39 protein-coding genes are annotated in these 26,817 nt (G+C 70.3%); 34 read left to right on the top strand and 5 right to left on the bottom strand.

The genetic code is table 11. The annotated features are described in order from the left end of the window. The first annotated feature begins 3 nt into the window (after positions 1-3). The 3 genes from AB0B48_RS09065 to AB0B48_RS09055 are packed head-to-tail and all read left to right on the top strand — an operon-like array spanning position 4 to position 1,495. Positions 4-531, top strand: a complete 528-nt coding sequence (locus AB0B48_RS09065) for a hypothetical protein (RefSeq protein WP_357198158.1) — start codon at positions 4-6, stop codon at positions 529-531. Then, complete coding sequence (locus AB0B48_RS09060; RefSeq protein ID WP_357198155.1) at positions 528-863, top strand: hypothetical protein; 336 nt, start codon at positions 528-530, stop codon at positions 861-863. The genes AB0B48_RS09065 and AB0B48_RS09060 overlap by 4 nt, the downstream gene beginning before the upstream one ends. Beyond that, the gene (locus AB0B48_RS09055) at positions 860-1,495 is read left to right on the top strand and encodes a DNA cytosine methyltransferase (protein WP_357198152.1); all 636 of its coding nucleotides are present in this window, start codon (positions 860-862) and stop codon (positions 1,493-1,495) included. The genes AB0B48_RS09060 and AB0B48_RS09055 overlap by 4 nt, the downstream gene beginning before the upstream one ends. Positions 1,496-1,695: 200 nt before the next feature. On the opposite strand, the gene AB0B48_RS09050 is transcribed toward AB0B48_RS09055, so the two are convergent. Then, the gene (locus AB0B48_RS09050; protein ID WP_357198149.1) at positions 1,696-2,400 is read right to left on the bottom strand and encodes a recombinase family protein; all 705 of its coding nucleotides are present in this window, start codon (positions 2,398-2,400) and stop codon (positions 1,696-1,698) included. A 264-nt stretch (positions 2,401-2,664) separates the two neighbouring features. Between AB0B48_RS09050 and AB0B48_RS09045 the strand changes: the two genes are divergently transcribed. The 25 genes from AB0B48_RS09045 (at position 2,665) to AB0B48_RS08925 (ending at position 19,219) form a co-directional block, all read left to right on the top strand. After that, entirely contained in the window at positions 2,665-3,129 is a 465-nt protein-coding gene (locus AB0B48_RS09045; protein WP_357198146.1) for an endonuclease domain-containing protein, read from the top strand. A gap of 54 nt (positions 3,130-3,183) precedes the next feature. Then, a complete protein-coding gene (locus AB0B48_RS09040) occupies positions 3,184-3,489 on the top strand; it encodes a hypothetical protein (protein WP_357198143.1) in 306 nt (101 codons plus the stop codon). A gap of 106 nt (positions 3,490-3,595) precedes the next feature. Beyond that, on the top strand, positions 3,596-3,763 hold the full coding sequence (locus tag AB0B48_RS09035) for a hypothetical protein (RefSeq protein WP_357198140.1): 168 nt from the start codon (positions 3,596-3,598) through the stop codon (positions 3,761-3,763). Between the two features lie 107 nt (positions 3,764-3,870). Next, entirely contained in the window at positions 3,871-4,776 is a 906-nt protein-coding gene (locus AB0B48_RS09030) for a hypothetical protein (protein ID WP_357198137.1), read from the top strand. A gap of 16 nt (positions 4,777-4,792) precedes the next feature. Further along, the gene (locus tag AB0B48_RS09025) at positions 4,793-4,921 is read left to right on the top strand and encodes a hypothetical protein (RefSeq protein ID WP_357198134.1); all 129 of its coding nucleotides are present in this window, start codon (positions 4,793-4,795) and stop codon (positions 4,919-4,921) included. 695 nt (positions 4,922-5,616) lie between these two features. Continuing rightward, positions 5,617-6,090 (top strand): hypothetical protein, encoded by a 474-nt coding sequence (locus AB0B48_RS09020; RefSeq protein ID WP_357198131.1) that lies wholly within the window; start codon positions 5,617-5,619, stop codon positions 6,088-6,090. Between the two features lie 46 nt (positions 6,091-6,136). Further along, positions 6,137-7,123, top strand: coding sequence for a hypothetical protein (locus AB0B48_RS09015; protein ID WP_357198128.1), 987 nt, complete (start codon positions 6,137-6,139; stop codon positions 7,121-7,123). Continuing rightward, on the top strand, positions 7,120-7,701 hold the full coding sequence (locus AB0B48_RS09010; RefSeq protein ID WP_357198125.1) for a hypothetical protein: 582 nt from the start codon (positions 7,120-7,122) through the stop codon (positions 7,699-7,701). Before AB0B48_RS09015 ends, AB0B48_RS09010 begins: the two co-directional genes overlap by 4 nt. Positions 7,702-7,716: 15 nt before the next feature. Next, the gene (locus AB0B48_RS09005; protein WP_357198122.1) at positions 7,717-9,132 is read left to right on the top strand and encodes a phage portal protein; all 1,416 of its coding nucleotides are present in this window, start codon (positions 7,717-7,719) and stop codon (positions 9,130-9,132) included. Next, complete coding sequence (locus AB0B48_RS09000) at positions 9,116-10,186, top strand: hypothetical protein (protein WP_357198119.1); 1,071 nt, start codon at positions 9,116-9,118, stop codon at positions 10,184-10,186. The genes AB0B48_RS09005 and AB0B48_RS09000 overlap by 17 nt, the downstream gene beginning before the upstream one ends. A gap of 50 nt (positions 10,187-10,236) precedes the next feature. After that, entirely contained in the window at positions 10,237-10,866 is a 630-nt protein-coding gene (locus AB0B48_RS08995; protein WP_357198116.1) for a hypothetical protein, read from the top strand. A 27-nt stretch (positions 10,867-10,893) separates the two neighbouring features. Next, positions 10,894-11,286, top strand: coding sequence for a head decoration protein (locus AB0B48_RS08990; RefSeq protein WP_357198113.1), 393 nt, complete (start codon positions 10,894-10,896; stop codon positions 11,284-11,286). Between the two features lie 17 nt (positions 11,287-11,303). Beyond that, positions 11,304-12,335 (top strand): major capsid protein, encoded by a 1,032-nt coding sequence (locus AB0B48_RS08985; protein ID WP_357198110.1) that lies wholly within the window; start codon positions 11,304-11,306, stop codon positions 12,333-12,335. A gap of 17 nt (positions 12,336-12,352) precedes the next feature. Continuing rightward, the gene (locus AB0B48_RS08980; protein ID WP_357198107.1) at positions 12,353-12,670 is read left to right on the top strand and encodes a hypothetical protein; all 318 of its coding nucleotides are present in this window, start codon (positions 12,353-12,355) and stop codon (positions 12,668-12,670) included. A gap of 80 nt (positions 12,671-12,750) precedes the next feature. Beyond that, positions 12,751-13,974 (top strand): hypothetical protein, encoded by a 1,224-nt coding sequence (locus AB0B48_RS08975; RefSeq protein WP_357198104.1) that lies wholly within the window; start codon positions 12,751-12,753, stop codon positions 13,972-13,974. Between the two features lie 10 nt (positions 13,975-13,984). Beyond that, entirely contained in the window at positions 13,985-14,131 is a 147-nt protein-coding gene (locus AB0B48_RS08970) for a hypothetical protein (protein ID WP_357198101.1), read from the top strand. Positions 14,132-14,146: 15 nt separating this feature from the next. Then, complete coding sequence (locus tag AB0B48_RS08965) at positions 14,147-14,557, top strand: hypothetical protein (RefSeq protein WP_357198099.1); 411 nt, start codon at positions 14,147-14,149, stop codon at positions 14,555-14,557. A gap of 16 nt (positions 14,558-14,573) precedes the next feature. Further along, a complete protein-coding gene (locus AB0B48_RS08960) occupies positions 14,574-14,921 on the top strand; it encodes a hypothetical protein (RefSeq protein ID WP_357198096.1) in 348 nt (115 codons plus the stop codon). Then, positions 14,918-15,217, top strand: coding sequence for a hypothetical protein (locus tag AB0B48_RS08955; protein ID WP_357198093.1), 300 nt, complete (start codon positions 14,918-14,920; stop codon positions 15,215-15,217). Before AB0B48_RS08960 ends, AB0B48_RS08955 begins: the two co-directional genes overlap by 4 nt. Further along, positions 15,217-15,672: a hypothetical protein gene (locus AB0B48_RS08950; protein ID WP_357198090.1), complete on the top strand. Its 456-nt coding sequence runs from the start codon at positions 15,217-15,219 to the stop codon at positions 15,670-15,672. Before AB0B48_RS08955 ends, AB0B48_RS08950 begins: the two co-directional genes overlap by 1 nt. Positions 15,673-15,741: 69 nt before the next feature. After that, on the top strand, positions 15,742-16,311 hold the full coding sequence (locus AB0B48_RS08945) for a hypothetical protein (RefSeq protein ID WP_357198087.1): 570 nt from the start codon (positions 15,742-15,744) through the stop codon (positions 16,309-16,311). An 87-nt stretch (positions 16,312-16,398) separates the two neighbouring features. Next, on the top strand, positions 16,399-16,683 hold the full coding sequence (locus AB0B48_RS08940) for a hypothetical protein (RefSeq protein ID WP_357198084.1): 285 nt from the start codon (positions 16,399-16,401) through the stop codon (positions 16,681-16,683). Further along, on the top strand, positions 16,676-17,068 hold the full coding sequence (locus AB0B48_RS08935; protein WP_357198081.1) for a hypothetical protein: 393 nt from the start codon (positions 16,676-16,678) through the stop codon (positions 17,066-17,068). Before AB0B48_RS08940 ends, AB0B48_RS08935 begins: the two co-directional genes overlap by 8 nt. A gap of 62 nt (positions 17,069-17,130) precedes the next feature. Next, a complete protein-coding gene (locus tag AB0B48_RS08930; protein WP_357198078.1) occupies positions 17,131-17,337 on the top strand; it encodes a hypothetical protein in 207 nt (68 codons plus the stop codon). A gap of 1 nt (position 17,338) precedes the next feature. After that, on the top strand, positions 17,339-19,219 hold the full coding sequence (locus AB0B48_RS08925; protein WP_357198075.1) for a hypothetical protein: 1,881 nt from the start codon (positions 17,339-17,341) through the stop codon (positions 19,217-19,219). Here AB0B48_RS08925 and AB0B48_RS08920 read toward each other — a convergent pair. Beyond that, the gene (locus AB0B48_RS08920; RefSeq protein ID WP_357198072.1) at positions 19,216-19,662 is read right to left on the bottom strand and encodes a hypothetical protein; all 447 of its coding nucleotides are present in this window, start codon (positions 19,660-19,662) and stop codon (positions 19,216-19,218) included. The two genes, AB0B48_RS08925 and AB0B48_RS08920, sit on opposite strands and share 4 nt — an antisense overlap. A 51-nt stretch (positions 19,663-19,713) precedes the next feature. Between AB0B48_RS08920 and AB0B48_RS08915 the strand changes: the two genes are divergently transcribed. Genes AB0B48_RS08915 through AB0B48_RS08895 form a run of 5 tightly spaced genes read left to right on the top strand, consistent with a single transcriptional unit; the run spans position 19,714 to position 25,041 of the window. After that, the gene (locus tag AB0B48_RS08915; RefSeq protein WP_357198070.1) at positions 19,714-22,875 is read left to right on the top strand and encodes a hypothetical protein; all 3,162 of its coding nucleotides are present in this window, start codon (positions 19,714-19,716) and stop codon (positions 22,873-22,875) included. Between the two features lie 13 nt (positions 22,876-22,888). Then, positions 22,889-23,332 (top strand): hypothetical protein, encoded by a 444-nt coding sequence (locus AB0B48_RS08910; RefSeq protein ID WP_357198067.1) that lies wholly within the window; start codon positions 22,889-22,891, stop codon positions 23,330-23,332. Between the two features lie 2 nt (positions 23,333-23,334). Beyond that, a complete protein-coding gene (locus AB0B48_RS08905; protein ID WP_357198064.1) occupies positions 23,335-24,246 on the top strand; it encodes a hypothetical protein in 912 nt (303 codons plus the stop codon). Between the two features lie 4 nt (positions 24,247-24,250). Then, a complete protein-coding gene (locus AB0B48_RS08900; protein ID WP_357198061.1) occupies positions 24,251-24,664 on the top strand; it encodes a hypothetical protein in 414 nt (137 codons plus the stop codon). Then, a complete protein-coding gene (locus tag AB0B48_RS08895) occupies positions 24,664-25,041 on the top strand; it encodes a hypothetical protein (protein ID WP_357198058.1) in 378 nt (125 codons plus the stop codon). Before AB0B48_RS08900 ends, AB0B48_RS08895 begins: the two co-directional genes overlap by 1 nt. 1 nt (position 25,042) lies before the next feature. Here AB0B48_RS08895 and AB0B48_RS08890 read toward each other — a convergent pair whose 3' ends face one another. Further along, positions 25,043-25,297, bottom strand: a complete 255-nt coding sequence (locus tag AB0B48_RS08890; protein ID WP_357198055.1) for a hypothetical protein — start codon at positions 25,295-25,297, stop codon at positions 25,043-25,045. 21 nt (positions 25,298-25,318) lie between these two features. Between AB0B48_RS08890 and AB0B48_RS08885 the strand changes: the two genes are divergently transcribed. Then, positions 25,319-25,663 (top strand): hypothetical protein, encoded by a 345-nt coding sequence (locus AB0B48_RS08885; protein ID WP_357198052.1) that lies wholly within the window; start codon positions 25,319-25,321, stop codon positions 25,661-25,663. Between the two features lie 91 nt (positions 25,664-25,754). Here AB0B48_RS08885 and AB0B48_RS08880 read toward each other — a convergent pair whose 3' ends face one another. Together AB0B48_RS08880 and AB0B48_RS08875 are read right to left on the bottom strand one after the other, a co-directional pair. Further along, on the bottom strand, positions 25,755-26,354 hold the full coding sequence (locus AB0B48_RS08880; RefSeq protein WP_357198049.1) for a hypothetical protein: 600 nt from the start codon (positions 26,352-26,354) through the stop codon (positions 25,755-25,757). A 126-nt stretch (positions 26,355-26,480) separates the two neighbouring features. Next, positions 26,481-26,684, bottom strand: coding sequence for a hypothetical protein (locus AB0B48_RS08875; RefSeq protein WP_357198046.1), 204 nt, complete (start codon positions 26,682-26,684; stop codon positions 26,481-26,483). Positions 26,685-26,817: the final 133 nt, after the last annotated feature.

Below are 26,817 nucleotides of genomic sequence, written 5' to 3'. Positions count from 1 at the left end.
GCCATGACCCAGCCCAACCAGCCCCGCATCGTCGGACTCGACCTGTCCATTACCGCCACAGGCGTCGCCGCCCACGACGGCACCACTCGCACGATCAAGCCCGGCAGCAACGGCGACCGACGACTCGTCGAGATCCGCGACTGCGTCGGCCTCGTCGTCGGTGGTGCGATCGACCTGGTTGTCATCGAGGACCTGCCGACCCACGCCAAGGCCGCCGGCATCACCGGCATGGTCCACGGGGCCGTCCGATCCGCCCTCATCCTCTGGGGCATCCCGTACGTCCTCGTCACCCCTGCCTCGCTGAAGAAGTACGCGACCGGCAAGGGCAACAGCGGCAAGCCCGAGATGGCCGTCGCCGCGTTCAAGCGGGCCGGGCGGGAGTTCGCCGACGACAACCAGTGCGACGCGTTCTGGCTGCGGGCGATGGGCCTGGAGTACCTCGGGCACCCGATCGCCGAGATGCCCGCCGCCCAGCGCGCTGCGCTCGCCGCGGTGAAGTGGCCGCAACTGTCCATGGCGGTGGCGGCATGACCGGCCGCTGGGAAACCCTCACCGCCGACCAGCAGGCCGCCGTCCTCACGAACCTTCGCGGCTGGCTCGACCTCGGCCACGACCCGCTACTCCGCAGTGCCATCGCCGTTCTCGACGGCGACCCTCACCCGGACTGCGGCCACGAGTGGCACGGCGCCGACGGCGGGCCGTGCCCCGGCTGCGGTTGGGACTCCCACCCCATCCCCGACAGGCCCACCGCGACGATCGTGCTGGACGGATTCCCCGACGTGCCGCCGCTGGTGGTGCCGTACCAGGCCGGACGGCACGCCGACACCCACACCAACAACCTGCCCACGGAGGTGGCGTCGTGACCAGGCCCCGGATCCTCGACCTGTTCTGCTGCGAGGGCGGCACCAGCATGGGCTACCACCTGGCCGGCTTCGACGTGGTGGGTGTCGACAAGGAGCCCCAGCCCCGCTACCCGTTCGAGTTCCACCAGGCCGACGCGTTCGACTACCTCGCCGCCCACTGGCAGGAGTTCGACGCCATCGCCGCCAGCCCCATCTGCCAGACCTGGTCGCGGGCCACCGAATGGCGGGGCAGCCGCGACAACCACCCCGACCTGCTCACACCGATGCTCGCCGCCCTCGGCGAACTGCCCGTGCCGTGGGTCGTGGAGAACGTGCCCGAGGCCGCCACCGATGGGCCGCTGCGCCCCGACTACCTGCTCTGCGGCACCCAGTTCGGCCTGCGGGTGAAGCGGCACCGGGTGTTCCAGCGAGGCAACTGGACCGGCTTCGAACTGCTGCCCCCGTGCCAGTGCTACCGCAACCCGAACCTGCTCGCGTTCGAGCACAAGGGTGAGCGCGCGTTCGCCGACGCGCTCGGGTGCGAGTGGATGACCAACCTCGGCGGCCGGCAGGCCATCCCGCCGGCGTACACGGAACACATCGGCCGCCAACTACTGGCGTACCTCGGCGCCGACCAGGTGGCAGCGGCATGACCGCCGATACCCGCAGAAGCACCGCTTTGGAGGCACGGATGGATCAAGAGCCGACCTGCCGCACGTGCGGGCCGACCACGACCGAGCCGCATCCCCGGAAAGCGGGCGTCGTCAGGTGCGCCAACTGCAAGACCCACATCGACCGCCGGCAACCCGGATAACTCCCAACCTTCGGCTTGATCGACTAGGAGAAGTCAGTGTCAGCTCAGACCGGCACGCCGGGCCACCGACCGGACCGCCATCGCGGACCATCGGTCGGCCCGGCGCGGCTTGAGTCCGGCAGCGTCCAGCGCGGCGGCGATCTCGCGGTACGACTCCTTGGCCTTCCGGCGGCGCACGATCTCGTCACGGGCCGCCTGCTCGGCCGGGTTGGGTGCGGCGTCCCGCTCGCGTCCCTTGCCCTCACCGTGGAGCCCGTAGGCGTACTGACCGACCGCGTGCCGGCCCGCCTCGGCCTTCGCCTTCCGGCCGTCGCGCATCCGCTTCACGATCATGCGGCGCTCCAGTCCGGCGAACACCCCGGCCATCTCACGCATGGCGGTGCGCATCGGGTCGTCGGGGTCGTCGCGCAGCACCTCGCCGCCGTCGACCGCGAACATCGACCCGCCGTAGCGCCACACCAGCGCGAGGGTCGCCTCCTGGACGGTGACGGCGCGGGCCAGCCGGTCGAGGCGCGGGACGACGAGTCCCTCGGCGGTGCGCTTCTCGATGTCGTAGAGGGCGGCGGACAGGCCGGGCCGGTCGGCGGCGTCCTTGGCTCCGGAGATCCCGGCGTCGGTGTGCAGGGCGACGAGCTTGTGCCCGTTGGCCCGGCACCACGACCGGACGGCCTTCTCCTGGACGTTGAGCCCGAACCCGTCCATCTGCGACTCGGTGCTGACTCGGAGGTATCCGGTGAGCTTCATAGTGCCCCTGACCTGCGGTGTAAACGAGACTCCAGATTAGTTTACAATGGACGTGTGGACGAGAGCCCCGTAGAGCCTGTTCTGAGTGAGGCTCACGGCCTCCCGCCCCAGCCAATCATCGACGCCATCGACGCCCTGACGGCACTTCATGGCGGAGCCCAGTGCGGACGGCCGACCAGGCGCGGATCTGCGTGCAGACAACTCCGGGCCCGGTTCAGCCTCGCCTGCCCAGTCCATTCGACGGCCGAGGAGACGGCGGCCAGGTTGGCCGAGACAGCTCGGCTCACCGCGATGGTCGACGAGTGGCGCGCTGGCCTGACGCCCGCCTGCCATGACTGGCCCGTGACCGACGAGGACCGCACCGCCGTGGCGCAACTGCCGGCGCTGCCTGACGACGAACTCGCGGCAGCCCGCCACGTGCACGACCTGATCTATCGATGGCAGCGCGGACGCTGCGCCGTCTGCGGCGGTGGTCGCAGCGGAGAACTAGTGCTCGACCACGACCACGTCACCGCGCTGGTTAGGGGCTGGCTCTGCCGTGGATGCAACGTCAGCGAGGCGCACAGCGACGGCGGCAACTTCGCGAAGTACCGAGACCGGCCGCCGGCCGTGATGCTCGGCGTCACCGCCCGCTATGTCGACCCCTGGTACGGGCTGGCTGAGCCTCGGGAATCGCACGCCCAGTGGTTCGCCCGCGCCCTGGAGAACGAGCCGCCGCCCGTCACCTGACCGACGACACCACCGCGCCGCGCTGAGCGGCACCAACGAGGAAGGACAACGACCATGACCAAGACAGACCGAGGATTCATCGTCTTCCCCGACGGTCGCATGGACGAGATCACCGAGGACGACCAGACGTACACCTGGACCGTCCCGGGGCTCTACGACGAACTGGCCTTCGCTGGCTACGCCCGCACCTCCGACACCGACGTGCGGACCTATGACGGCTGCATCGACCTCCGCACTGACGGCGAGACGGTCACCGTCTTCACCACCGGCCCCGCACCCCGCGAGCACGTCCTGGCGGCCGAGGTCGCCGAGGTGTTCCTGCGGTGGTACCGCGACAACGCCGAGACCGAGACCCCGTAAACGCCGGTGGGCCAGGAAGCCCGCGAAAGCTCCTGGCCCACCCTGGACACCCCGTAGGACGCCCGCGCTGATCACCGGCCAGCCTACAACCCGGGAGACGAACGCCATGGACAGCGGAAAACATCCCACCTGGACGTGTGGCGCGTTCCAGCCCACTCCACCCCAAGGCGCGGAGCCGTACCGCTGCACCGAGCCGTACGACCACGCCAGCGACAACCACCGGGCGGTCATCGACGGCGAAGTCGTCGCCACGTGGCCCCGCAAGACGGGCTGACCCCGCAAACGGCGAAGGCCCAGGAGTTGGCGCTCCTGGGCCACGCACCCGGCCCGAAGGCACTGGCGTATCGCACCGGCCAGCCTACAAGGGGGGGGACCCGAACCATGACGATCCTCTGCGTCGCCGCGCACTGCGGCATACCGCACCACCACACCGACGACTGCCCGGACCCCGAGGCATGCCGTGGGTGCCTGCCCCGACTGGCCGCCGACGGGCTGCGCCTGTGCGAGGTGGACACCCGCCGCATCGCCGAAGACGCCCGCACCGCCGCCCGACTCCACGACGACCTGGCGCTGCGGCTCATGCCCGGAGGTCGCGGCGGCGAGAAGGTGGCCACGTCCAGCACCGGTGCGCCCACCGTGGACGGTGACGTGGTGGAGGCCCGCAGCGCGATCCGAGCAACCCTCGTAGCCCTGGTGCGGACCATCGCCGATGAAAGGGGCTCTCATTTGCCCGCTGACGCCATAACAGCGCTCGGTGCATACGTGGCCCACCACTCGGTATGGCTGGCCGCTCACGGGGCCGCTGACGAGCACGCGCGGGATCTGCGGGACATCGCCTCCGACCCGCGCACCCGACGCCTCGCCTACCCCGCCGGCACCGACCGGCTCTACATCGGCGACTGCCCGCTCATCGTCACCGACCTCGACGGCGTGGAGTCCGTCTGCGGCACCCGCGTCTACCAGTACGGGGAGCGGCAGCTCATCGGGTGCGACGGGTGCGGCACCGACGAGACCGTCGAGTGGTGGCAGCGGCAGATCGTGGGCGACGCCACCGCCACGGTGGACGCGTACGCCGGGGCTGCTGACCTGGCGCTGCGGCATCACCGGCCGGTTGATCCGGCGCTGCTGCGGAAGTGGGCGTCGCTGGAGGCGCGCAAGGCCGAGCGCAACGAGGCGTACCTGCCGCGCATCAACCGGTGTGGGAAGGACGAGCGGGGCCGGACCCTGTACGACCTGAATGAGCTGCGCGAGTACGCGGAGCGGGTGTGGGCTCCGGTGGCCGCGTGATGGGAGGATGAGCTGCATGGTGTCCGGTGAGATCGACCGCGTTGAGCGACGGATACGCCGTGTGCTCGGCATGACGGTGGCGCTGGTCCCGGTCGTCCTTGCGCTGCTGGTCGTGTTAGTCGTGATGCTGGCTCGCACGACATAGCGCGTGACCAGCGCGCCAGCTTGACACTGATCGTTCACACCCCGATTCTTAGGGTGGCTGAAATGCGATAGCGCCACACGACCTCGAAGCCCCGCCAGTGCCCCCGCACGGTGGGGCTTCGTCGTACCCGGGGGCGGGTGAGCGGGCAGGTTGGCTGTGGCGGACAGCCTGCCCGCACCGCCCCGCACGGAGGCCACCGATGCCAAAGGCCATGCGCGTCTGCTCTCGACCAGGCTGCCCCAACCTCACACCGAAGCCGGGCCTATGCGCCACGGACAGACAAGAGGCAGACCGTCGGCGAGGCAGCAGACAGCAACGCGGATACGACAGGGCACACGAGCTACGGCGCGACGCCCTGCTCAGGCAGTGGATACCAGGCAGCCCATGCCCTGTGTGTGAGCAGCCCATGCTGCCCGGCCAAGAGCTGGACGCAGGGCACAGCGTGGACCTACGCAACAACCCCAATGCCAAGGCCGATCGGCTTGAGCACGCCACGTGCAACCGAGGATGGCGCCGGGCAACCTCACGGTGAGTGACCGAAGGGTGGGGGGTGACCCCCAAAGCCCCAGGTCACAGGACCGCCGGGGAGGTGAGCCGGTGGTTTGCCAGGTTCAAACCGGTTCCAAGGTCCAAAGCCGTCACGCAAGGTGACGGCCACCCGATGCCGCGCAAGGCGGCTGAGGAGATGATCGACGATGGGCAGTGGAGGCGCGCGGGCCCGATCGGGCCCTGCCCCCGACCCGAACGCGCTGCGGCGTGAGCGGGACCAGGGCGAGTGGACGATCCTCCCGGCGTCCGGGCGCACCGGAGAGCCGCCGGCGTGGCCGCTGGCCGGGCAATCCGACCGCGAGGCCGAGCTGTGGGCCAAGCTGTGGGCGAAGCCGCAGGCGCTGATGTGGCAGCGCTACGGCCAGGAGCTTGAGGTCGCGCTGCACGTGCGGAACCTGGCCCTGGTGGAGATGCCCGGCACCCCGGTGAACCTGGGGACGCTGGTCCGCCAGCAGCAGGACTCGCTAGGGCTGACGACTCCAGGGATGCGCGCCAACCGGTGGCGGATTCCTGGCGACGAGGTGGCGCAGAGGCGCGGCGACCGTGCGGCAGACGTGGCTCCCGCCCGGCCTGCCGCACGTGACCGGCTGCGGGGTATCGCCGGTGGGAAGGGTGCGTGAGGATCAGCCGCTGTTGGTCGCCCTGGATTGGATCCCGCGTCACTGTGTGATCCCTGACGGGTTCCGCCGCGGCCGTCCGTTCAACCCGTACGACTACCAGTTCGAGTACCTGGCGAGCTTCTACTTGGTGAAGGGTTCCGCCCGGTGGGTGCCGGCGGATCCAATCCTGGGTTCGGCGTTCGTGTACCGGCGTGGCCTGCTCGTGGACCCGCAGAAGAAGGGCAAGAGCCCACTGGCTGCCGGGCACATCTGTTTGGAGGGCGTTGGTCCCGCGCTGTTCGCCGGATGGGCCGGAAAGGACGACGGGTTCGCCTGCGTTGACCACGGCTGCGGCTGCGGGTGGGAGTACCCGTACCAGCCTGGCGAGCCGATGGGGATGCCCTGGCCGACGCCGCTGATCCAGATCACGGCCCTGTCTGAGGAGCAGACGGATAACGTCTACGATGCTCTGCGGCCGATGATCGAGTTGGGCCCGCTGGCGGATCTGATCCCGAAGACGGGTGAGGAGTTCATCCGCCTGCCGGGCGGCGGCCGAATCGACACGGTGACCTCGTCGGCGCAGTCGCGGCTGGGTCAGCGGGTGACGTTCGTGCCGCAGGACGAGGTCGGTTTGTGGACGGCCGGCAACCGGATGACGAAGGTTGCCGACACCCAGTACCGCGGACTCGCGGGCATGGGCGGCCGGGCCAGCCTGACGACGAACGCATGGGATCCGGCGGAACGCTCGGTGGCGCAGCAGCAGTACGAGTCGCAGGCCACGGACATCTACCGCCAGTTCCGGCAGCCGCCGGCGAACCTGTCGTACCGCAACAAGGTGGAGCGGCGCCGCATCCACCGGTTCGTGTACGCGGAGGCGCTGCGGGAGAACGGCGGCCACATCGACCTCGACAGCATTGAGGCTGAGGCCGCGGACATGCTGGAGCGCGACCCGGCGCAGGCGGAGCGGTTCTTCGGCAACCGCCTGGTGTACGGGCAGGGCTCATGGCTGCGTGAGGGGCTGTGGGAGTCGCGGAAGCGGCAGGTGGCGGCGTGAAGATCCGCGCGTGCCTCGGCTTCGACGGCAGCCTCAACAACGACTGGACGGCGCTCCGAGCGGAGACGATCGACGGCTTCCAGTTCACCCCGAGGTACGGGCCGGACCGGCGTCCGACGTTCTGGGATCCAGCCCAGTGGGGTGGCGAGATCCCCCGCGGTGAGGTCCGCGCGGCGGTGGATGAGCTGTTCACCGAGTACGAGGTCGAACGGTCGTACTGGGACCCGGAGGACTGGGATTCCGAGATCGACGACTTCGCGCTGCGGTACGGCGAGCGCCGGGTGATCGTGTGGCGCACGAACCGGGTGACGCAGATGTACGAGGCGATCCGCCGCATGGAGACGGACCTGATCACGGGTGCGATCACCCACGACGGGTGCAAGACCACCGCGCTGCACGTGGCGAACGCGCGGAAGGTCGCGAAGCCGGGGCAGAAGTACGTGCTGGGCAAGCCAGCCGACCATCAGAAGATCGACCTGGCGATGGCGTCGGTCCTCGCCCACGAGGCGGCGGCTGACGCCCGTGCCGCCGGCTGGTCGTCCGAGCCCGAAGACAACCGAGTGGTCGTGTTCCGATGAGCTGAAGGGGGTCCCGTGGCGCTCAGCGATGACGAGCGGGAAACCCTCGGCCGGCTGGAGTTGCAGTTGCTGCGTACGCAGCGCCGCAACCGTCGGCTGGACGCGTACTACAACGGCGAGCAGCGCCTGGAGCAGCTCGGCCTGGCGGTCCCGCCGGAGCTGGAGCGGTTCCTGACGATCGTCGCCTGGCCGGGCACCTACGCCGACGCGGTGGAGGAGCGCATCGACCTGGAGGGCTTCCGGCTCCCGGGCACGACGGACGCGGACGATGATCTGTGGCGGATTTGGCAGGCCAACGGCCTCGACGAGGAGTCGCAGCTTGCCCACCTCGACGCGCTGGTGCTGGGCCGCTCGTTCATTGTGGTCGGCGCTGGCGATGACACCCCGGACGCCCCGTCTGCTGAGGATGGCGACGGGGACCGGGACCCGGCGATTCCGCTGGTGACGGTGGAGTCGGCGAACGAGGTCAACGTCGAGCTGGACCCGCGTACCCGCCGGGTGGTGGCTGCGGCGAAGTCGTACCAGGACGGCACGGTGCGCCGGGCGACGCTGTATCTGCCGGACGTCACGGTGTGGCTGGAGAGGCAGAACGCCCGCTGGGTGGAGTTGGACCGCGACCAGCACGACCTGGGCGTGGTCCCGGTGGTGCCGATCGTGAACCGGCCGCGGCTGTCCCGCCGCGAGGGCCGTAGCCAGTTCGAGCGGGTCATCGGCCTGACGGACGCCGCCGCCCGGGCGCTGACGAACGCGCAGCTCGCGACGGAGATCATGGCGATTCCGCAGCGGTACGTGCTGGGCGCAACCAAGGGCGACTTCGTCGACAAGGACGGTAACCAGCTCACCGCGTGGGAGTCGTACTTCGGCGCGATCTGGGCCCTCGCCAACAAGGACGGGAAGGTTGGCTCGTTTGACGCGGCCGATCTGTCGAACTTCAAGGTGATCGTCGACCATTACGCCTCTCTGGTGGCGGGCGTGACTGGTCTGCCAATGCGGTTCTTAGGCCAGTCGACGACGAACCCGCCGAGCGCGGAGGGCATCCGCGCCGACGAGTCCCGCCTGATCAAGACGTGCGAGCGGTTCCACCGCGGCACGGGCGGGTCATGGGAGATGGCGATGCGGATCGTGCGCCGGATTCTCGACGGCAAGTGGAACCCCGAACTGACGCAGTTGGAGACGCTGTGGCGTGACCCTGCGACCCCGACGCGGGCGCAGCAGGCTGACGCGGCGGTGAAGCTGGTCGGCGCTGGGATCCTGCCGGTTGAAGCGGCGTGGGAGGACATGGGCTACTCGGCTCCGCGTCGGACGAAGCTGAAGGCTCTCCGGGACGCTGAGCGGGCTGCCGACCCGATGCTGGAGATAGCTCGGGCGCTGCCGACGCAGCAGGCGGGCGTACCAGCTGAGGCTGGTGCTGTCGATGCCCTCGCTGGTTGAGGTCGCCCGGGAGCACGCTCGGGCGCGGCGCCGGTTCGCGCAGGTGGCCGCCCATGAGGCCGCCAGGTTGTGGGGCCAGGTCGATCCGGCCCGGATCGGCGGGTCGTGGATGCCGCTGCTGGCTCGATTGCTGGTCCTGCTCACCGGTGCCCAGCAGGCTGCGGCGGGCCGGGCGGACAGCTACCTCGACGAGGTGCTCGCCGCCCAGGATGCGCCGGCCGACCGCTCAGGCCGGGTCATGGCGGCCTCGCTGGCCGGGGTCGCTTCGGACGGCCGGGATCTGGTCGACCTGCTGTATCAGCCGGTGATCGGGTCGTTGACGGCTATCCGTCGTGGCGTGACACCGGATCGGGCCCTGGCGGGTGGCGCGCTCAGGCTGGACATGATCGTGCGGACGCAGGTCGCGGACGCCGGTCGGGTCGCTGACCAGGTGGCGTTGACGGCTCGGCCGGCGGCGACGGGGTACGTCCGGATGCTGGTCGGCGGCGGGTGTTCCCGCTGCGCGATCCTGGCTGGCCGCCGGTACGCGTTCAATGCCGGGTTCGATCGGCACCCACGGTGCGACTGCGTGCACGTGCCGGCGCGTGAGGACACTGCCGACGAGGTCATGACGGACCCGAAGGCGTACTTCGCGAGCCTGTCGGCCGCTGAGCAGGACCGTCAGTTCACGAAGGCTGGCGCAGCGGCGATCCGCCTTGGTGCGGACATCGGGCAGGTCGTCAACGCCCGCCGTGGCGCTCGCGGTCTGCTGACGGCCGGCGCCCGGGTGACCGGTGATGAGGCGCGGATGCTGCGCGGCGGTCGGTCACGTGGGCGCCTGGAAGCGGTCGACGTGTACGGCCGCCAGCTGTACATCACCAGCGAGGGCGTGACCGTCCGGGGTGTGGCCGGCAAGCGGCTGGGTGTCCGGGAGACGGGCGAGAAGGTGGCCAGTGGCCGGTACCGCTCGGCGAAGACGCCCCGCCTGATGCCCGAGTCGATCCTTCAGATCGCCGGTGACGACCGAGCGGAAGCCCAGCGCCTGCTGAGGCGCTTCGGCTACCTCACGGATTGAGACTTCCCCACGCGCAAGGCGTCGGGGCCGACCCCGCAACGGAGTCACGAATGAGGATCCACTTGCCGGCTTTCGGGCCGGATCTGCCCATCCACCCTCGTACCGGGCTGACCGCTCTGGGGCTGCGCCGCAATGGCCAGCCGATCTGGCCGGTCCGTGGCGCCTCCCCGGATGACCCGGGCGAGGTCGAGCCGGGTGGTGAGGGTGACGACCCGGAGGTTCCTCCGGGTACCGGTGACGCCGGTAAGCAGGCGATCGACCGGATGAAGTCAGAACGCAACGCGGCTCGCAAGGAGCTGCGCGACGCCCAGGCCAAGCTCACCGAGTACGAGAAGGCGGAGCAGGCCAAGGTCGAGGCGGACAAGACCGAGGCGGAGAAGCGTGCCGCCGCCGAGCAGCGTGCCGCCGAGGCGGAGCTGCGGGCCACGCGCCTGGAGGTCGCCCACGAGAAGGGCCTCACCCCGGCGCAGGCGAAGCGGCTGGTCGGTTCCACCCGTGAGGAGTTGGCGGCCGACGCCGACGAGATCCTGCGGGACTTCCCGACCGCGGCGGCACCGGAGCGGAGGGCCCCGAAGCCGGACCCGTCGCAGGGTGCCCGCTCGGAGTCGGGCGCTGGAGGGTCGGTGGCCGCAGGGAAGTCCTTGTACCAGCAGAAACACACCAACACGACTGCAACGTAGGGAGTTGCTGCGATGAATCTCAGCCCTGTGACTGAGACGTTCCAGCAGGACGACCAGTCCTGGCTGGGGTCCGAGCACGGCACCAGCTCGGCCCGCTCGATCACGCTGGACACCAGCATGTTCACGGCGGGCACCCACTACCCGAACGGGTACTTCCCGTCGGGCCTGCCGGTGGGTGTCATCACCGGCACCGGTCAAGGTGGCGTGGTCGGCCTGTACGGGCCGTACAACGACGCCGCGACCGACGGCCGGCAGACCCTCGTTGGGTTCCTGCTGTGCGCCGTGGACGCCCCGCCCGCCACCACGGTCGACGTGCAGGGCGCGCTGCTCGACCACGGCCGGATCGTGGAGGCCAAGCTGCCCATCGCCATCGACGCCGCCGGCAAGACCGACGTCGCCGGCCGCATCCAGTTCGTCTGAGAGGGGTGAGGTAACCCATGCTGCTCAACCAGGACTACGTCACCCCGGCCGAGCTGACCGGATACGTCCGGGCGGCCATCGCCGACTACGACCGCAACGTGTTCTCCCTCGCGCGGTGGCTGCCGCGTAGCGAGGTCGACGACCTCCAGTACCGGTTCACCCGCGGCGGTGAGGGGCTGATCGACGCGGCGACGTTCCGCGCCTACGACGCCGAGTCGCCGATCGGTTCCCGGCCGGGCGTCACCCGGATCACCGGGGAACTCCCGCCCATCTCCCGGAAGATCCGTCTGGGCGAGTACGACCGGCTGCGGCAGCGTCGCGACAACGGGGCGATCCGCAATGCGATCCTGTCGGACGCCGCGCGGATGGCCCGGGCGGTCGCCGCCCGGCTGGAGCTGGCCCGCGGCGAGGCCCTCTACCGGGGTCAGCTGTCCATCTCCGAGAACGGGGTGGTCGCGACCGTCGACTTCGGTCGCGCGGGGGGTCACACGGTCGCTCCGGGCGTTCTGTGGTCGACGGTCGCGTCGGCGACGCCGCTGGCGGACCTGCTGTCGTGGCGGGAGACCTACATCACCGCGAACGGTGTCGCCCCGGGCGCGATCCTCATGTCCACCACGGTGCTCGGTTACCTGCTGCGCAACGCGGAGATCCGGGCGCTGGCGGCGACGACCGCGGGCACCCCGACGATCGTGTCGCAGACCACGGTGAACGCGGTGTTCGCGGCTTACGGCCTGCCGCCGATCGAGCTGTACGACGCGCAGGTGCGGGTCAACGGTGCGGCGACGCGTGTGATCCCGGTGGACCGGGTGGTCCTGCTGCCGGCGCCGGGCAACCCGGATGCGCCGGAGTCCAGCGAGCTGGGCGCGACGCTGCACGGCACGACTGCTGAGTCGCTGGAGCCGGAGTTCGGCCTGTCGGGTGACGAGCCGGGCATCGTGGCCGGCGCCTACTCGACGAAGGACCCGGTGGCGGTGTGGACGAAGGCCGCGACGATCGGCCTGCCGGTCCTCGCGAACCCTGACCTGACCTTCGCCGCCGACGTGGCCTGATCGGAAGGGTGACGCTGATGGGTCGCAAGCTGAACACGTTCGTGCACGTCGCGGACGAGCACGGCGCGATGCACGTCTTCGGGCCCGACCGGGATCCGGAGCCGTGGGCAGAGAAGGCCATCACGAACCCGGACGTGTGGGAGGGCGCTGAGCAGGCGTCCACTCCGGCCGAGCCGGTCGCCGACCCTGACGGCCCGCCGCCGAAGGGTGGCGCCGGGTCGGGTGCGCCGGCGTGGCGTGAGTACGCCGCGCGCAACAACGTCGAGGTGGCTTCGGACGCGTCCCGCGAGGACGTGGTTGCGGCGCTTACCGAGGCCGGTATTCCGACCGAGTAGCAGGTGCCGGGCCGGGCGGCTTTCCTCCCCGCCGTCCGGCCCACCTGCGTCATCTGTGCGACTACCTGCGAGGAGACCCCGTGGCGTCCAGGCGCTTTCCCGACTCCGGTAGTCGGTACATCCTTCGCCCCAACGGCGACCAGGCATCCAATGGCCTGATCGTCTACTACCTCGACGGTGCCGGCCAGAACCGCGCGCCTGTGTTCGCCGAGCGGGGTACGGACGACCCGGACGATGACGACGCCCTGGTCAACTCGCAGACCCGGCTGGACGCGTATGGGGGGCAGCTCGACTTTCGGGGGCCCCGCGACGACTCCGATGCGCTGTATGCGTCGGTCGACGGGGGGCCGATCTTCCGGGTGCTGGCGGCACCGGAGCCACGGTTGCAGGCGCTGGAGCAGATCGTCGGCACGGGCGCGGTGGGGTCGGTGTCGATCCCGTCGTCGTTCGCCGGCGGCGAGGACGACGGGCAGGTCGGTCAGTTCGACTCGACCGGCCGGCTGAACCTGTACTCGTACCAGCGGGCCGATTACAACTCGTACGGCGAGACGGTCCGTCACCACCTGATGCGCAAGGACGCCAAGGCCATGGAGGCCTGGTACTTCCCCGCGGGCGGGTACGACGTGAACCGGAACCCGGTCGGCACGATGAAGCCGGTGGTGTGGGCGGGGGCGCACTGGGAGGCGAACAACCACGGCTCGAACCACAAACACTGGAGCGTGGAGACCCCGGACAGCACGGGTGCGATCCAGACCCGGTTTGAGGTGCGCTTTGGCAACCCCGCCGTTGACAACGCCATCGCTGGCCTCGACAAGACGCTGATCATGACGAACCTCGCGGACTTCGTCGTGCGCTGCTCGAACGGGCAGGAGCTGCGCCTGTCCGCTCCGGCGGGCACGGAGAAGGGGCTGATGTTCAGCCTCGACTCGGAGGGCGCGGACCAATACCGCCGGTGGAAGATCCGCAGCACGAACGAGGCTGAGGCGGGCGCCAACGCCGGCAGTAACTGGCAGCTCGTGCGCTACGACGACGCTGGGGTGCTGATCGACACCCCGATCGTGGTGTCCCGGTCGACGGGCAACATCACGCTCGGGCCGGGCTTTGTGGCCCGCCGCTCGTCGTCGGTCAGCTCGTTGACGTTGAACACGACCAGCCTCGGCGGCGGTGTCGGTGTGGTGGGTGTCGGCAACGCCACCACCGTGCCGGCGTCGAACCCGACCGGCGGTGGGGTGCTTTACGCCGAGGGCGGCGCGCTGAAGTGGCGCGGCAGCAGCGGCACGGTCACCACGATTGCTGCGGCGTGAGGGGGCGGCTGTGGACCTGACCCTGGATGACGTGCGCCAGTTGGCGCTGGAGCTGTGGCTGGCGCAGCGCGAGGCCGCCCTGTTGCGCGCCGAGAACGCGCAGTTGCGGGCGCAGGCCAGCGCCACTGATCAACCGGCACCGCAAACCGGCACCTGACCGGGGAGGTACTTGATGCCAGCGCCAGCAGGAGCCTCTGAGATCAGCGAGGCGGAACTGTTCACGTTGCCCGAGTTGGACGCCTGGGCGCAGACCTCCGTCCCGGAGGCAACCGGAACGCTCGTGCGGGAGCTGGTCACCACCCTGATTCGCACCGAGGTGGGCGCCGACCGGTACGACGCGCTGGTGGATCTGTCGCCGCTGAAACCGGTCGCCCTCGACGTGGCGCGGCGGATGCTCCGTAACGCGGATGGTCGCCGGTCGGTGGCCTTGCAACTCGATGACTTCTCGGAGACGGTCACCTACGCGTCGGAAACCCTGGCCGCGCCCTTCCTGACCTCCGACGACATCGCCCGCCTGTGGCTGGCCCTGGGCATACGTCGGTCAGGTGCCTTCACGATCCGCCCTGGGTGCACCGTTCAGTAGAGGGGGGTGTGAGGACGTGCTGCCCGCATACCTGTTGCCGCACCAGATCACGATCGTGACTCCGGGGCTCGTTGATGACGGCTACGGCAACGAGGTGCTCACCTACGACCCGGATGAGGGCGCGACAACCCGGGATCGGGTCGCGTATGTGCGTCCAGCGCCGGCGAGCGAGGACGTGGTCGACCGGAACGCGGTCACCGCGGCGTGGCAGGTGCACACCAATGACCTTGAGGTCGCGGCACTGGAGCGGGTTGTCTTCGACGGCATCACCTACGACATCGACGGTAAGCCGAACGTGTGGCGGGTCATCCCTGGTGGTCGTTCGGGGCACGCCAAGTTCCTACTGAGGAGGGTCGACGGATGACCATCAAGGTGGAGCGGGTGCGGGTGAATCGGCGGGGCTTGCGCGACCTGCTCCGGTCCGAGGCTATGCAGGAGATGCTCGGCCGCAAGGCCTTGGCGGTCGCGGACGCCGTCGAGGCTGCCGGAATACGCGTGGAGGGTGTCCCTGGCCGGATCGCGCTGCCGGTGACCGTGACAGTCCTGGCCGGCTCGGAGCGAGCTCGCGCCCGGGTGACCCTCGACCACCCGTCGGGCCTGGCGGTGGAAGCCAAGCACGGCATCCTCACCAGCGGCATCGACGCCGCCCGGGACGCCTGATGGACGCGGTCGCGCTCTACCCGGACGCCGAGCTGGTCGCGGTGACCTGGCTGCGTGCCCGGTTGGCCGAGCGGACCGAGCCGTACGCGGCCGGCGTGACGGTCGGCACGAAGGTCGCCCCCGGCTCGTCGCCGACGAAGTTCGTGCGGATCCGCCGGCTCGGCGGGGTGGAGCTGCACATGGTGGCGGACTCCCCGCGGTTGCAGGCGCAGGTCTGGTATTCCACCGGTGCGACCACTGACGAGAAGAACCGGAACGACCTGGCCCAGTTGGTGTGGGCGTTGCTGCGCGGTGTTCGCGGCCAGGACGTGACGGTGCCGGACTGGCCGCGCCCGGTGACCTGTTACCGGGTGGCCACGTTCGCGGGTCCGACGCCGGTGCCGGATCCGGCGGATGCCGCCCGGACGATCACTCAGCTCACCGTCGAGATCGGTTTGCGCGGCCGGCCCGCGTAGTCACGTCGCGCCCGCGACCAGTACCCGGCGACCGTCGGGCCCTTCACCATGCACGCAGGAGGATGACCCATGCCGGTCAACATCGATTTGATCAGGGCGTACACCGACGGCCTCGTGGCTACGCACGCCGCGACCAGCCCGGGTGTGATCACCGCCCCGACCAACGCCACTGCCGCGCTGGCGGCCGGGTACAAGGAAGTCGGCGCGATCTCCAGCGATGGCCTGACCGAGGCCACCAACCAGGACCGCACCGACGTGTTCATCTGGCAGGGCAACGCCTTGGCCAGGCGGATCCCCGGCCAGTTCACGAAGACGTTCACGTTCGCGGCGGCGGAGACTTCCCTGTTCACCCTGGGCATCCAGTACCCGGGGAGCACCATCACGTCGACCACCGAGGGCGCGAGCGTTGCGGAGAAGCCGGCGGCGACGGATGTCCGGGCGTGGGTGCTGCACGGCACCGACGGGGCGACCCGGGTGCAGCGCGTGTTCCTGCCGAAGGCCGAGGTGACCGAACGCGGCGACGTGGTCTGGTCGTCGGAGGGCGTGACGGTCTACGAGTGGACGCTGTCCGCGTACGTGGACAACTCGGGCGTGGTGGCGTACCGGTACTTCATCGACGCCCAGATGGCGACCCCGTAGTCCCCTGATCGCACCGGCGGGTCCGTCTGCGGGCGCGGGGCCCGCCGGTGCTCAAGCCCGCACGCGCCCGCGAGGAAGGGGCCACCCGTGGCCACCACCGAAGCGCAGCGGCAGTACGCCGCTGACCTTCACTCCATGTTCACGGCTCTCGTTGACGAGGGCTTCACCGGCGACCAGGCCGTCGCGCTGCTGTGCTGCCTGATCCAGCCTCAGCCGGCGCGGACCGGCTCGGCCGACCGCAACAAGCAGGTCAGCGCGTTGCTCGCTGCCGCCGGCAAGAAACCACCGGCGGCGCGGAGCCCGGCAGATGACCGGGCCGCCGACCTGTGGAACCCGCCCGCACCCGATCCTGGAGCGCCCGCCCATGACTGACGTCTTCGACCTCGACGCCTATGTCGACGAGCACCGCAAAGAGCCGTACCGGTTCCGCTACGGCGGGCAGGACTTCGAGCTGCCCCACGCGCAGGACACCGACTGGCGGGTGATGGAGGTCGCCGACCAGGGCGACGTCGACGCGATCCAGACGCTGTTCCGTCGTGGCCTCGGCCCCGAGCAGTGGGAGCGGTTCGAGGAGCTGCCCCAGCCAGCTGGGGCGATGGGTGAGCTGTTCCGCCGCTGGCAGGCCCACTCGGGGACGAAGCCGGGGGAATCGCCGGCCTCGCCCAGCTCATCCGGGAGCACGGCGAGGCCCTCGACGCGTCGCTCCGCCGGTACTACCCCGGCACGTCGCTCCGCCAAGCCGTCACCGGCGAACTGACCCGCCGGGAACTACTCGCCCTGATCCGGCATCTCCCGCCCGACTCACCGCTCGGTGTCGCCTTGCACGGGGACGCCGGCAGGTGGTCGACCGCCGACCACCTGCTGGCCAGCGCGGTGGAGCTGCTGGCCGGGGCGAACTGGCAGCGCGGCGGCGGTAAGGGCTCCAAGCCGAAGCCGCTGAAGCGCCCGGACGCGCGGGCGGAGAAGCGGCGCCGCGAGTACGTGGGCCGCCTGCAACGACTCGGACTGATCAACGCTGGGGGGTGACGTGGCTACGGAGGCTGGAACCGCGTACGTGTCGCTGATCCCCTCGGCGAAGGGCTTCGCGCGCGCCCTCAAGAAGGACATCGCCCGGGAGTTCGCCGGGTCGAAGCTGGACACGCTGATCGCGGATGCCCTCGCCGGCACCACAGTCAGCGTGCCCGTCAAGCCGCAGATCCGCCCCAGCGATATCCCCGATGAGGTGCCGGTCCGACCCGGTCAGGAGCCGACGCTGCCGGTGCGCCTGGACCCGCTGACGAAGGCGTTGCAGGACGACGTCCGCCGGGAACTGGGTTCGCTGACCCGCGAAGCGGTGAAGATCGACGTTGGGGCGGACACCGACGACCTGCGTGCGGAGGTGTCCGCCGCGATCAGCGCGGTGGAAGCCAGCCTGTCCGCTCAGGTGCCCACCGAGCCGGCCGGCCGCGCCGAGTACGAGCGGCAGTTGCGGGCGCAGGTCGCCGAGGTGTCCCGGACCGTCCGCGCTCGTGTCGAGGCGGACGTCGACGTCGACAAGTCGCTGCGCGACGGCAGGATCAACACTGCCGGTGAAACCATCGGCCGGACCCTGGCGAGCAGTGTGGTCAGCAGCCTCGGCAGCGGCATCTCCACCCTCGCCGGCCCGGCCGCGTTCGTCGGATTGGTCGCTGCTGCGGCCGTGGCTGGGCCGCTGATCGGCGCTGCTCTCGCTGGCGGCATCCTCGCCGCGCTCGGCGGTGGCGTGATCGCCCTGGGCATCGTGGGCGTGAAGGACGACCCGCGTTTCAAGGCGGCAGCGGCGGACCTCGGCGCGACGATGAAGTCGACCCTGCAGAAGGCTGCCGCCCCGCTGCTGGGTGAACCGGGCAAGCCCGGCCCACTGCTGAGGGCAATGGAGATCCTGAAGCAGCTCGTGATCGACATCGGGCCGAGCCTGGAGCAGATGTTCGCGGCGATCGGCCCGTACATACCGGGCCTGGCACAGGGGTTCGCCGACTTCGTGAAGGCCGTGATGCCTGGCCTGCTGGCAGCGGTCCAGGCGGCCGGTCCGATCATCGAGGTCATCGCGTTGAACCTGGGTCCGCTCGGGCAGGCGCTGGGGACGTTCCTGGGGGTCATGGCGGCCCTGGCCCCGGCGGCGGCCGACGCCCTGAACGTCATCTTCTACCTGATCAACCACGTCATCGGCATCGCCGGTGACCTGATCTACGGGCTGGGCGCCGCGTTCGGTGGGCTGTTCCAGTGGGTCAAGGACCTCCGGGAGTCCATCGCGGCGGGGTGGGCGCACATCGTGAGCATCTTCACCGGCGGCAACGCCACGGTGAAGCAGCGGGTTGAAGCCATGGTCGGCGCGACGATCCGCCTGTTCACCGGCTTGTGGGACAAGCTGACCGGCGGTGCGCGCAGGGCGTTGTCTTCGGTGGCCAGCACGTTCAGCGGCCTTCGTGGGCGGATCACCTCGGCGGTAGGCAACCTCGGCAGCCTTCTCTACAACGCCGGCCGCAGCATCATCAACGGGCTGATCAACGGCATCCGTTCAGCCCTCGGTGCGCTGCAGTCGACGCTGAACTACGTGACGAGCGTGATCCCTGACTGGAAGGGCCCGCCGGACCGTGACCGGAAGCTGTTGGAGCCGGCCGGGTCGTCAATCATGGGCGGTCTGATCCGGGGTATCCGGGGTGAGCTGCCCGCTCTGCGGTCGGAGCTTGGCGGGGTGACAGCCCTGGTCGCCGGCACTCCATTGGGTGCGGCGACGGCTGGCGGGTATGGGCTGTCGACGGCTGCTCCGGCACCGGCTCCGCTGGTCGCCCGGTGGATCGGTGGTGACGGTGACCCGATCATGCAGGCGATTCGGGAGCACACCCGCATCTACTACGGCGGCGACCCGAACGTGGCGTTCGGGTCCTAGCCGATGGTCAGCTCCAGCAGGTCGGCGATTTCCTGCTCGGTGTAGGGCATCAGCCCGTACGCGGGGAAGTCGATGCCGTACTCGCCCTTGCCTGCGGGCACGACCAGCGTGAACGGCAGCTCACACGCCCCGTCAACGAGCCGCCCCGGGTCGAGTGGGGCGTAGGCGATGGTCGCGCCGCTCGGGTCGGTGACAACGATCTGCGCGTCCGGCCGCGCGGCGGTCCCCTGGCAGGCCTGCCCCTGGGCGGCGTACTGGCCGGCGGGCAGGCGGATCGCCCCAGGCACCGTGTACGTCGGCTGCGGGCTCGCCGCCGGCGTGGGTTCGGCGAACCACCCCTGGATGGTGTCGACGCCGCGCAGGAAGAAGCCGACGGTGACGGCGGCCAGGGCGAGCGCGATGAGGACGGTTGCCGGGGTCAGCCACACGCGGAGACGGGTCACCGTGACAGTGTGCGCAGCCCGCGCCACCGCTGGTATCGACGGGAGGCGTAGGTGAGTAGTCCACTCGGGTTGGACGCGTCGTCGTCCGTCGCCTCGATCGTGGTGATCGGTGACTCCAACAGCGAGGGCACCGGTGCCACGTCGGTGCTGACCCGCTGGCAGTACCTGTTGCAGCAGAAGCTGCGCGCCCGGTTGCAGCCGGGTGGTGTGACGGGCGCGGCGGTGCCGTATATCTCGGCGTCCCCGCGGGTCAGCCCCCTGTACGGCGACTACCCGCGTACGGCGACGGGTGGGGTGACGACGGCCTCGTATGGGCTGGGTATCCGGGCCGCCGCGATCGTCGCGGGCGAGTCGGTGACGTTCACGTTCACCGGCACCCGAGCGAAGCTCTACGGCACGAAAGGCGCGTCGGTCGGGAAGTACAGCATCAAGCTGAACGGCGGCGCCGAGACGGTCGTTGACGGGGTCAACGGGACCGTGATCAGCGGCCAGCTCATCTGGGACTCGGGCACGTTGTCGGTGGGGGCGCACACGGTGGTGGTGTCCCGCGCCGCGTCGACCGTGACCAGCCCCGGGCCGGTGTATCCCGAGGGCCTGATGGTCTACAACGGCGACACCAACGCCGGCGTGAGGGTGGTCGACGCTGCCCGGCACGGCAGCACCTTGGCCACGTTCACCGGCTCCAACGCCTGGTGGACGGCGCTGGGTGCGGTGGAGGGCGCGCAGCTGCTCATCATGCCGTGGGGTGCGAACGACTCCACCTCCGGCACCACGGCGGCCCAGTTCAAAACCGCCCTGAACCAGATGATCGCCGACACCCGCGCCGCCGGCTTCACCGGCACGGTGCTGCTGTTGAAGATGCCGAAGCGGGGCACCGCCGACGCGACCCTCTGGGCGAACTACATGACCCAGATCGACGCGGTGGACCTGGCCGACGCGAACGTCCTCGTTCTCGACCTGCGGCCCAGCATCCCCGACCAGGGCACCCCGGCCGCCATCGCCGCCGGCCTGTACGCCGACGAAGTCCACTTCTCCAACGCTGGCCACGCGCTGATCGCCGATCTGGTCGCCGCGGCGATCCTCGGTGACGAGGAGTCGGAGGATGGTTTCGAGACGCAGGTGTGGGCGGCGTTCGGCGCGAACCTGTCGGCTGGCCGCACCGCCTGGTCGTGGACGGACCTGTCGTCGCGAACTCGGGCTGAGCCGGTGCGGATCCGGGCGGGGCTGTCGGCGGGGGCCCGGCAGGCGTCGCCCAGCTCCGGCACCTTGACGTTGGACAGCCCGGACGGGGCGCTGATACCCGGCAACCCGCTCTCCATCTACTTCCCGAACGTGGACCGGGGCACCCCGCTGCTGCATCGGATCCGGTGGGCGGGCATCTGGTACGACCGGCTCGCCGGGTACGCCGACCAGTGGCAGCCCGTGTTCACCCCCACGACCAGCGGCCTGGATTCGTTCGTGCGGGTGACCGCGTCGGGGATCCTCCGCCGCCTGTCACAGGGTGCGAAGCCTGCCCGGTCAGCGCCGGCCCGGTACATCCCCACCACGTCACCAGTGGCGTACTGGACGTTGGAGGATGGGCAGTCGGTGCGGGAGGGCGCGGCCACCGTTGGTCGGTCGCCCATGTTCCCGTTCACCGGCACCCACCCGTCCGGGGCGGTGCTCACCTTCGCCCAGTGGGGTCGCGGGGAGATGGCCCCGTGGCTACCGGAGGCGCTGTCCCGGTCCGGGAGCGCCGGTCTCACGGTCATCTGGGGACGGGTGGTCATGCCGGCCAACCCGGGTCGCTGGGTGGTCGACTTCATGTACCGGAGCGGCACCGACTCGGGTGACGCCACGGTCGACGCGAACCCGTCCTACCTGGGCGGGTCGCTGGGGTGGCCGCAGTTGCTGCTGCTGCCCAGTGTGCGCGGTGTCGACGTGGCCATGAACGGCGAATCGGAGGTCACCGCAACCGCTGCGACCCTTTACGACGGGCAGCCGCATCACGTCCGCTGGGACGTCTACCAGAACGCCACCAAGGTGTCGTGGAACGTGTACGTCGACGGCGTGATGGTCAACTTCGGGACCACCGCGGGGAACATGACGCTCCCCGCCATCGACACCATCGGGTTGACCGCGGCTGCGCAGGGCGGCGCGGACATGGCACAGCAGCACGTCGCCGTGTCGGTGATCCCGCCGCCGCTGGACACCGCCGTTGCTGCCGCGTTCGGGTACGCGGGCGAGACCGCCTCGGCGCGGATCGCGCGTCTGTGCGCGGAGGAAGGTATCCCCGTCACGGTGTTCCCCGGCGCCAGCGAGCGGCTCGGCCCGCAGGGCACCGCCGGGGTGCTGGAGCTGCTCCAGGAGGCGGCCGAGGCCGACGAGGGGATCCTCGCTGAGGACGGGTTCGGGCTGGCGTACCTGCCGCACGGTGCCCGGCGCAACCGGCCGGTCGCCATGACGGTTGACCTGGCCACGTACTGCGTCACCTCGGGCGGGCAGGTGGAGGTGCTCGCGCCGGCCCTCGACGATCAGCGGCTGCGGAACCGGTGGGCGATCAGCAGGCCGGACGGCATTGAGGTGACCGTCGACAACGTGCCCCACCAGCAGAAGGTGGGCCTGTACGACGATTCGGCGTCGCTGAACGTGGAGACGGACGGGCAGCTGCGCGACCACGCGTCGCTGCGGGTGTACCAGGGCACGCTGCCGGGGTTGCAGGAGCAGACGTTCCCCCTGGACTTGGCCGCGAACCGGGACCTGGTCGGGGCGTGGCTGGCGTGCCGGGTGGGGTCGCGGATCGTGCGCACCAACCCGCCGTTCCCGCACCCACCGGGCGACATTGACCGGCTGGTGATGGGTTGGTCGGAGACGATCAGCCCGTCGGCGTGGTCGGCGGTGGTGACGTCCGATCCGGCGGCGGCGTGGAGTTTCGCGGTGGTGGACGGCCCGCAGCGGGTCACGGCGGACGGGGCAACCCTGTCGTCGTCGGTGACGTCCACCGCGACCACGATGCTGCTGGCCACCCCGGCGGCAATGGGCCTGTGGACGGTCCGCGCTGCGGCGTTCCCCTTCGACCTGATGGTGGGCGGGGAACGGGTCACGGTCACCGTGATCACCGGTGCTTCCAGTCCGCAGACCGCGACGGTCGTCCGGTCGGTCAACGGGATTGTGAAAGCCCACGCGGCGGGGACACCCGTGCAGGTGGCTGTGCCCGCGATCGTGGGCCTGTGATGAGGGAGGTGCCATGCCGTTAGCTGCTGGTGACGATGTGCGAGCGTCGATCGCCCCCGGCTGGGTGGGTGAAGTCCTGCGCGGCTCGGGCGCCGGCGTGGGCCCGTTCACGACCACCGAGACGGTGGTGACGTCGTTCACCTTCACGGCCGTGGCTGCGGCCCGGTACAAGGTGGTCGCGCACCAACACGTGCGCTCATCCGTTGCCGGTGACACCGTCCAGTTGCGGCTGCGCCGGGAGGCCGGGGCGACGCTGACGACGGCGGGTACCCAGTTCGACACGACCAACCAGGGGTGCCTCACCACCAACCTGATCACCGTGCTGCTGGGCACGTTCACCAACGTCGCGGGGCAGATCACGGTTGGTGTGACGGCGGTCCGGCTGTCCGGCACCGGCAACATCACCATGGACGCGTTCTCCACGGCGTCGTCGAAGCTGATCGTGGAGAGGTGCTGACGATGACCCGCGCACCCGCCAACCTCCTCGCCGTCCGGAACCTGCTCCTCACGCACCTCGACAACGCCCCCGGACCCGACGACCTGGACCCGGGCGAGGTCGGCATCGTCGGCGATACGGCCCACCGGGGTGGCTACCACTGCGGATCGGACCGGGTCGTCACCAACGACTACTCGGTGGTCGAGTCGCCCCGCGACCGGGCCGGGCTGACTGACTACGCGGCCGGGCTGGACGTCGGCCCGTTCCAGGTCCGCGACCCGCTCGGCCGAATCCACAACCTCCAGACGTTCAGCGTCTGGTGCGTCGCCCAGTGCGCGGCGAACGCGCCGGACACCCGGGACATCCGGGAGATCATCTACAGCCCCAACGGCACCACCGTGAAGCGGTGGGATCGCCTCGGCAAGCGCACCAGCGGCGACAGCTCGCACCGCTGGCACACCCACTTCAGCTTCTTCCGCGACGCCATCAAGGCCGGCCGAGACCAGCGGCCCCTGTTCCGCCGCTACCTGCAATCCATCGGACTCATCGAGGGGGACGACATGTCCGCAACCGCAGAGAAGCAGATCGCCGAGCTGCACGCCGCGCTACTCGACCCCAAGCGCGGCGGTTACGGGGTCAACCTCACGCAGATGCTGAAGGACAGCAGTTGGTCGGTGGTCCAAGGCAACACCGCAGCGACGTGGCTGGGGCAGACCCTGCTGGCTGTGGCGAAGGCGTCGGGTGTCACGAAGGCGCAGCTCGACGAGATCCGCGCCCGCGTTGACGAGGCGGCTGAGGCGGACCGGCGGCGTGACGCCGACATGGCCGGGCGACTCGATGGCATCGCCGATCTGCTCAGCCGGATGGAGTCCGGGGAGCTGACCGCCGAGCAGGTGCTGGCCAAGCTGCGCGAACTGCTGCCGGCGCAGGGGTAGCCGGGTGCCGACCATCATCGTCACCGGCCGGCACCGACCCCACGAGGTCATGTTCCTGATCCTGTCCGCGCTCGCCGGTGGGGCGTTCGTCCTCGGCGCGAAACCACCCACCACCGTCGAGCAGCTCGTCGACACGTGGGTCCTGTGGACCTGGTACCTGCTGCTGCTCGCCTCCGGCGTCATCGGGCTCGTCAGCATCGCCCTGCCCGACACCTACCGGGCGTTGGTGCTGGAACTGGCGGCCATGCACGGGCAGACGGCGGCCCCGCTGCTGTACGGGGTGGCGCTGCTGGCATCCGCCAACTCGGCGGCCACGTTCGCGGTGGCGTTCTGCCTGTCCTGGGCTGGCGCCTCGGCGTGGCGGGGATGGCAGGTGGCGCGGGGGATCCGGGTGCTGCAACAAGCGGGGGGCCACTGATGGGGAACGTGTGGGCGGTGCTCGCGGCGTGTGCCGGCGGCGGAGGGCTGGCGGGCGTCATCGGCACCCTGATCACGGGGATGCTGACCAGGCCGAAGACCCGAGCGGACGCGGTGTCCCTGCTCACCGACAGCGCGTTGCGGCAGGTCAACGAGTTGCAGGAGCGCACAGCGGAGGCGGAGCGGGAAGCCCTCGCGGCTCGCAACGAGCTGGCCGCGGCGAGGGCACAGGTGCGGGTGTTGGCCGAAGAGATCGACGCCGCGGTGGCGACGTTGCGGACGTGGCGCTCGGCGATCCTGTCGACGCCGGGCGTGCCGGAGCCGCTGCTGCTGATGGTCCGCGACCCGGGCGGCACGGTCAACGGCCGCCACCTGTAGGTCAGTACGCCTCCGGTTGGCGTTTGCGCCACCGCCCGTACTGCTCGCCGTCGGCGTACACCCGCTCCAGCTCGGCCCGCGCGGACGCCTCGTCCGGCCGGTCGACCATCGTCGTCTCGGCCTCGGCCGGCGAGTTCAGCTTCACCTCCCAGCCCGTCCCGTCCATCCGCTCAAACAGGCGCACCAGCGCCAGCGGTCGGTACGGGTCGTCGCCGTACAACCAGCCCGCCTCGCGGAGCTGCGGAAACCCAGCCATGCTCACACCCTAGGAGAGACCGTGAAGCCGTCTTTGTTCGGCCGGGAACCGGCCCTCATCATCGGTGCCATCGGCGCCGCGCTCACCGTGCTGGCCAGCCTGAACGTGCCCGGCATCGACGCCGGAGCGGCCGCCGCGATCACCGCGTTCGCTGCGGCGTGCATCATCGCGTTCACCACCCGCCCGGTCGCCCCGGCCCTGTTCACCGCCGTCATCGCGGCAGGGGTGGCGCTGGTCGCCGAGTACGGCATGAACGTCCCCGACGGCGTCACCGGTGCGCTGTCGGCGGCGGTGCTGGCCGGGTTCGCCCTGTTCGGCATCCGCCCGCAGGTCACACCGACGTCGGACCCCATGCCGCTGCGGTAGCCTGGAGTCCTCACGCCAATGAGATGACCGGCTCGACGAAACGCCCCGCTGCCTCTTCGGAGGTGGCGGGGCGTTCTTCGTGCTGTCCGGGCTACTTAACCGCCCACCGAGGCGGCACCGGCTCACTGTCCGCCGCGTACTCCACCGCCACCGGCCGCTTCTTCGCCGGCACCGGGAACGTGATCCACCCCCGCACGCACCTGCCCGGCGCCAGGGCCTTGTCACCCCACGGATACTCCGGCTCCGGGAACGAGTCATACCCGGTGCTCGACGCCTCGATCTGCGTGTCATCGGCGTACACCAGCACCCACGGGGAGTTGCTGACGGTGATGTCGTCGGCGGTGTAGTGCTTGTTCACGCACACCTTGACGTCGACCGCACCCCACTCGTAGCCCTTCTGCTCGTCGGGCCGGGGTGCTGTCTTGGCGACGGGCTGCTTGTACGCGTACACGGTGGAGACGACCGCCCCGTCCGGTGACTGCCGGCTCTTGCCGAGCTTCAGCGGCACGTCCGGGTCGGCGCTGGGGCTGGCCGCCGGCGTGGGCGATGCGGTGGTGGGCGCCGGGGTGGGGGACGCGCTGGTGGGCGTGGCCGACGGGGCTGCCGCTGGTTCCGCGTCGCCGCTGCAGCCGGCGGTGGTCACGGCGACGGCCAGTGTCAGGGTGGCGGCAGTGAGGCGGGTACGGATCATGTCGGGCACCGTATCGACCAGCGGCAACCAGACACCGTGATCGTCGGGTAGGCGACCCTGGGACCGACCAAACGAGCGCGCCCCCTGGCCGTGTGGCTGGGGAGCGCGCTCTGTTCGTGCCTGGAGTCAGAGGGCGCCGATCAGGGCCTCCGCCTTGGCGGGGTCCATGTCGGCGAACTCGGCCTGCCGGGCGTCGATCTCGGCCTGGCGGCGCTGGTCCCGGATGCAGCCGGGGCACATGTCGGTGGTGTAGCCCTCGCCCGGGTAGTAGGGGTCGTCGTAGCGGGCGCCGGGCTGGCCGTCTACCTCGCAGTAGATGCTCTCCGCCATGTCCGTCTCCCCTGCTCGCTTCGTTGTTTCTATCTGATACTTTAATGCCTTCCCGTGAGTGTGTCAAGATGAAACAGTAAAGGCGTTCCGACCCAGCTCAAACGCACTGCGGCCCTGCTCTCCAGATGGAGGC

Source organism: Micromonospora sp. NPDC049089, from assembly GCF_040648775.1.
Lineage (GTDB): Bacteria > Actinomycetota > Actinomycetes > Mycobacteriales > Micromonosporaceae > Micromonospora.
This window is presented reverse-complemented; position numbering and strand designations above follow the sequence as displayed.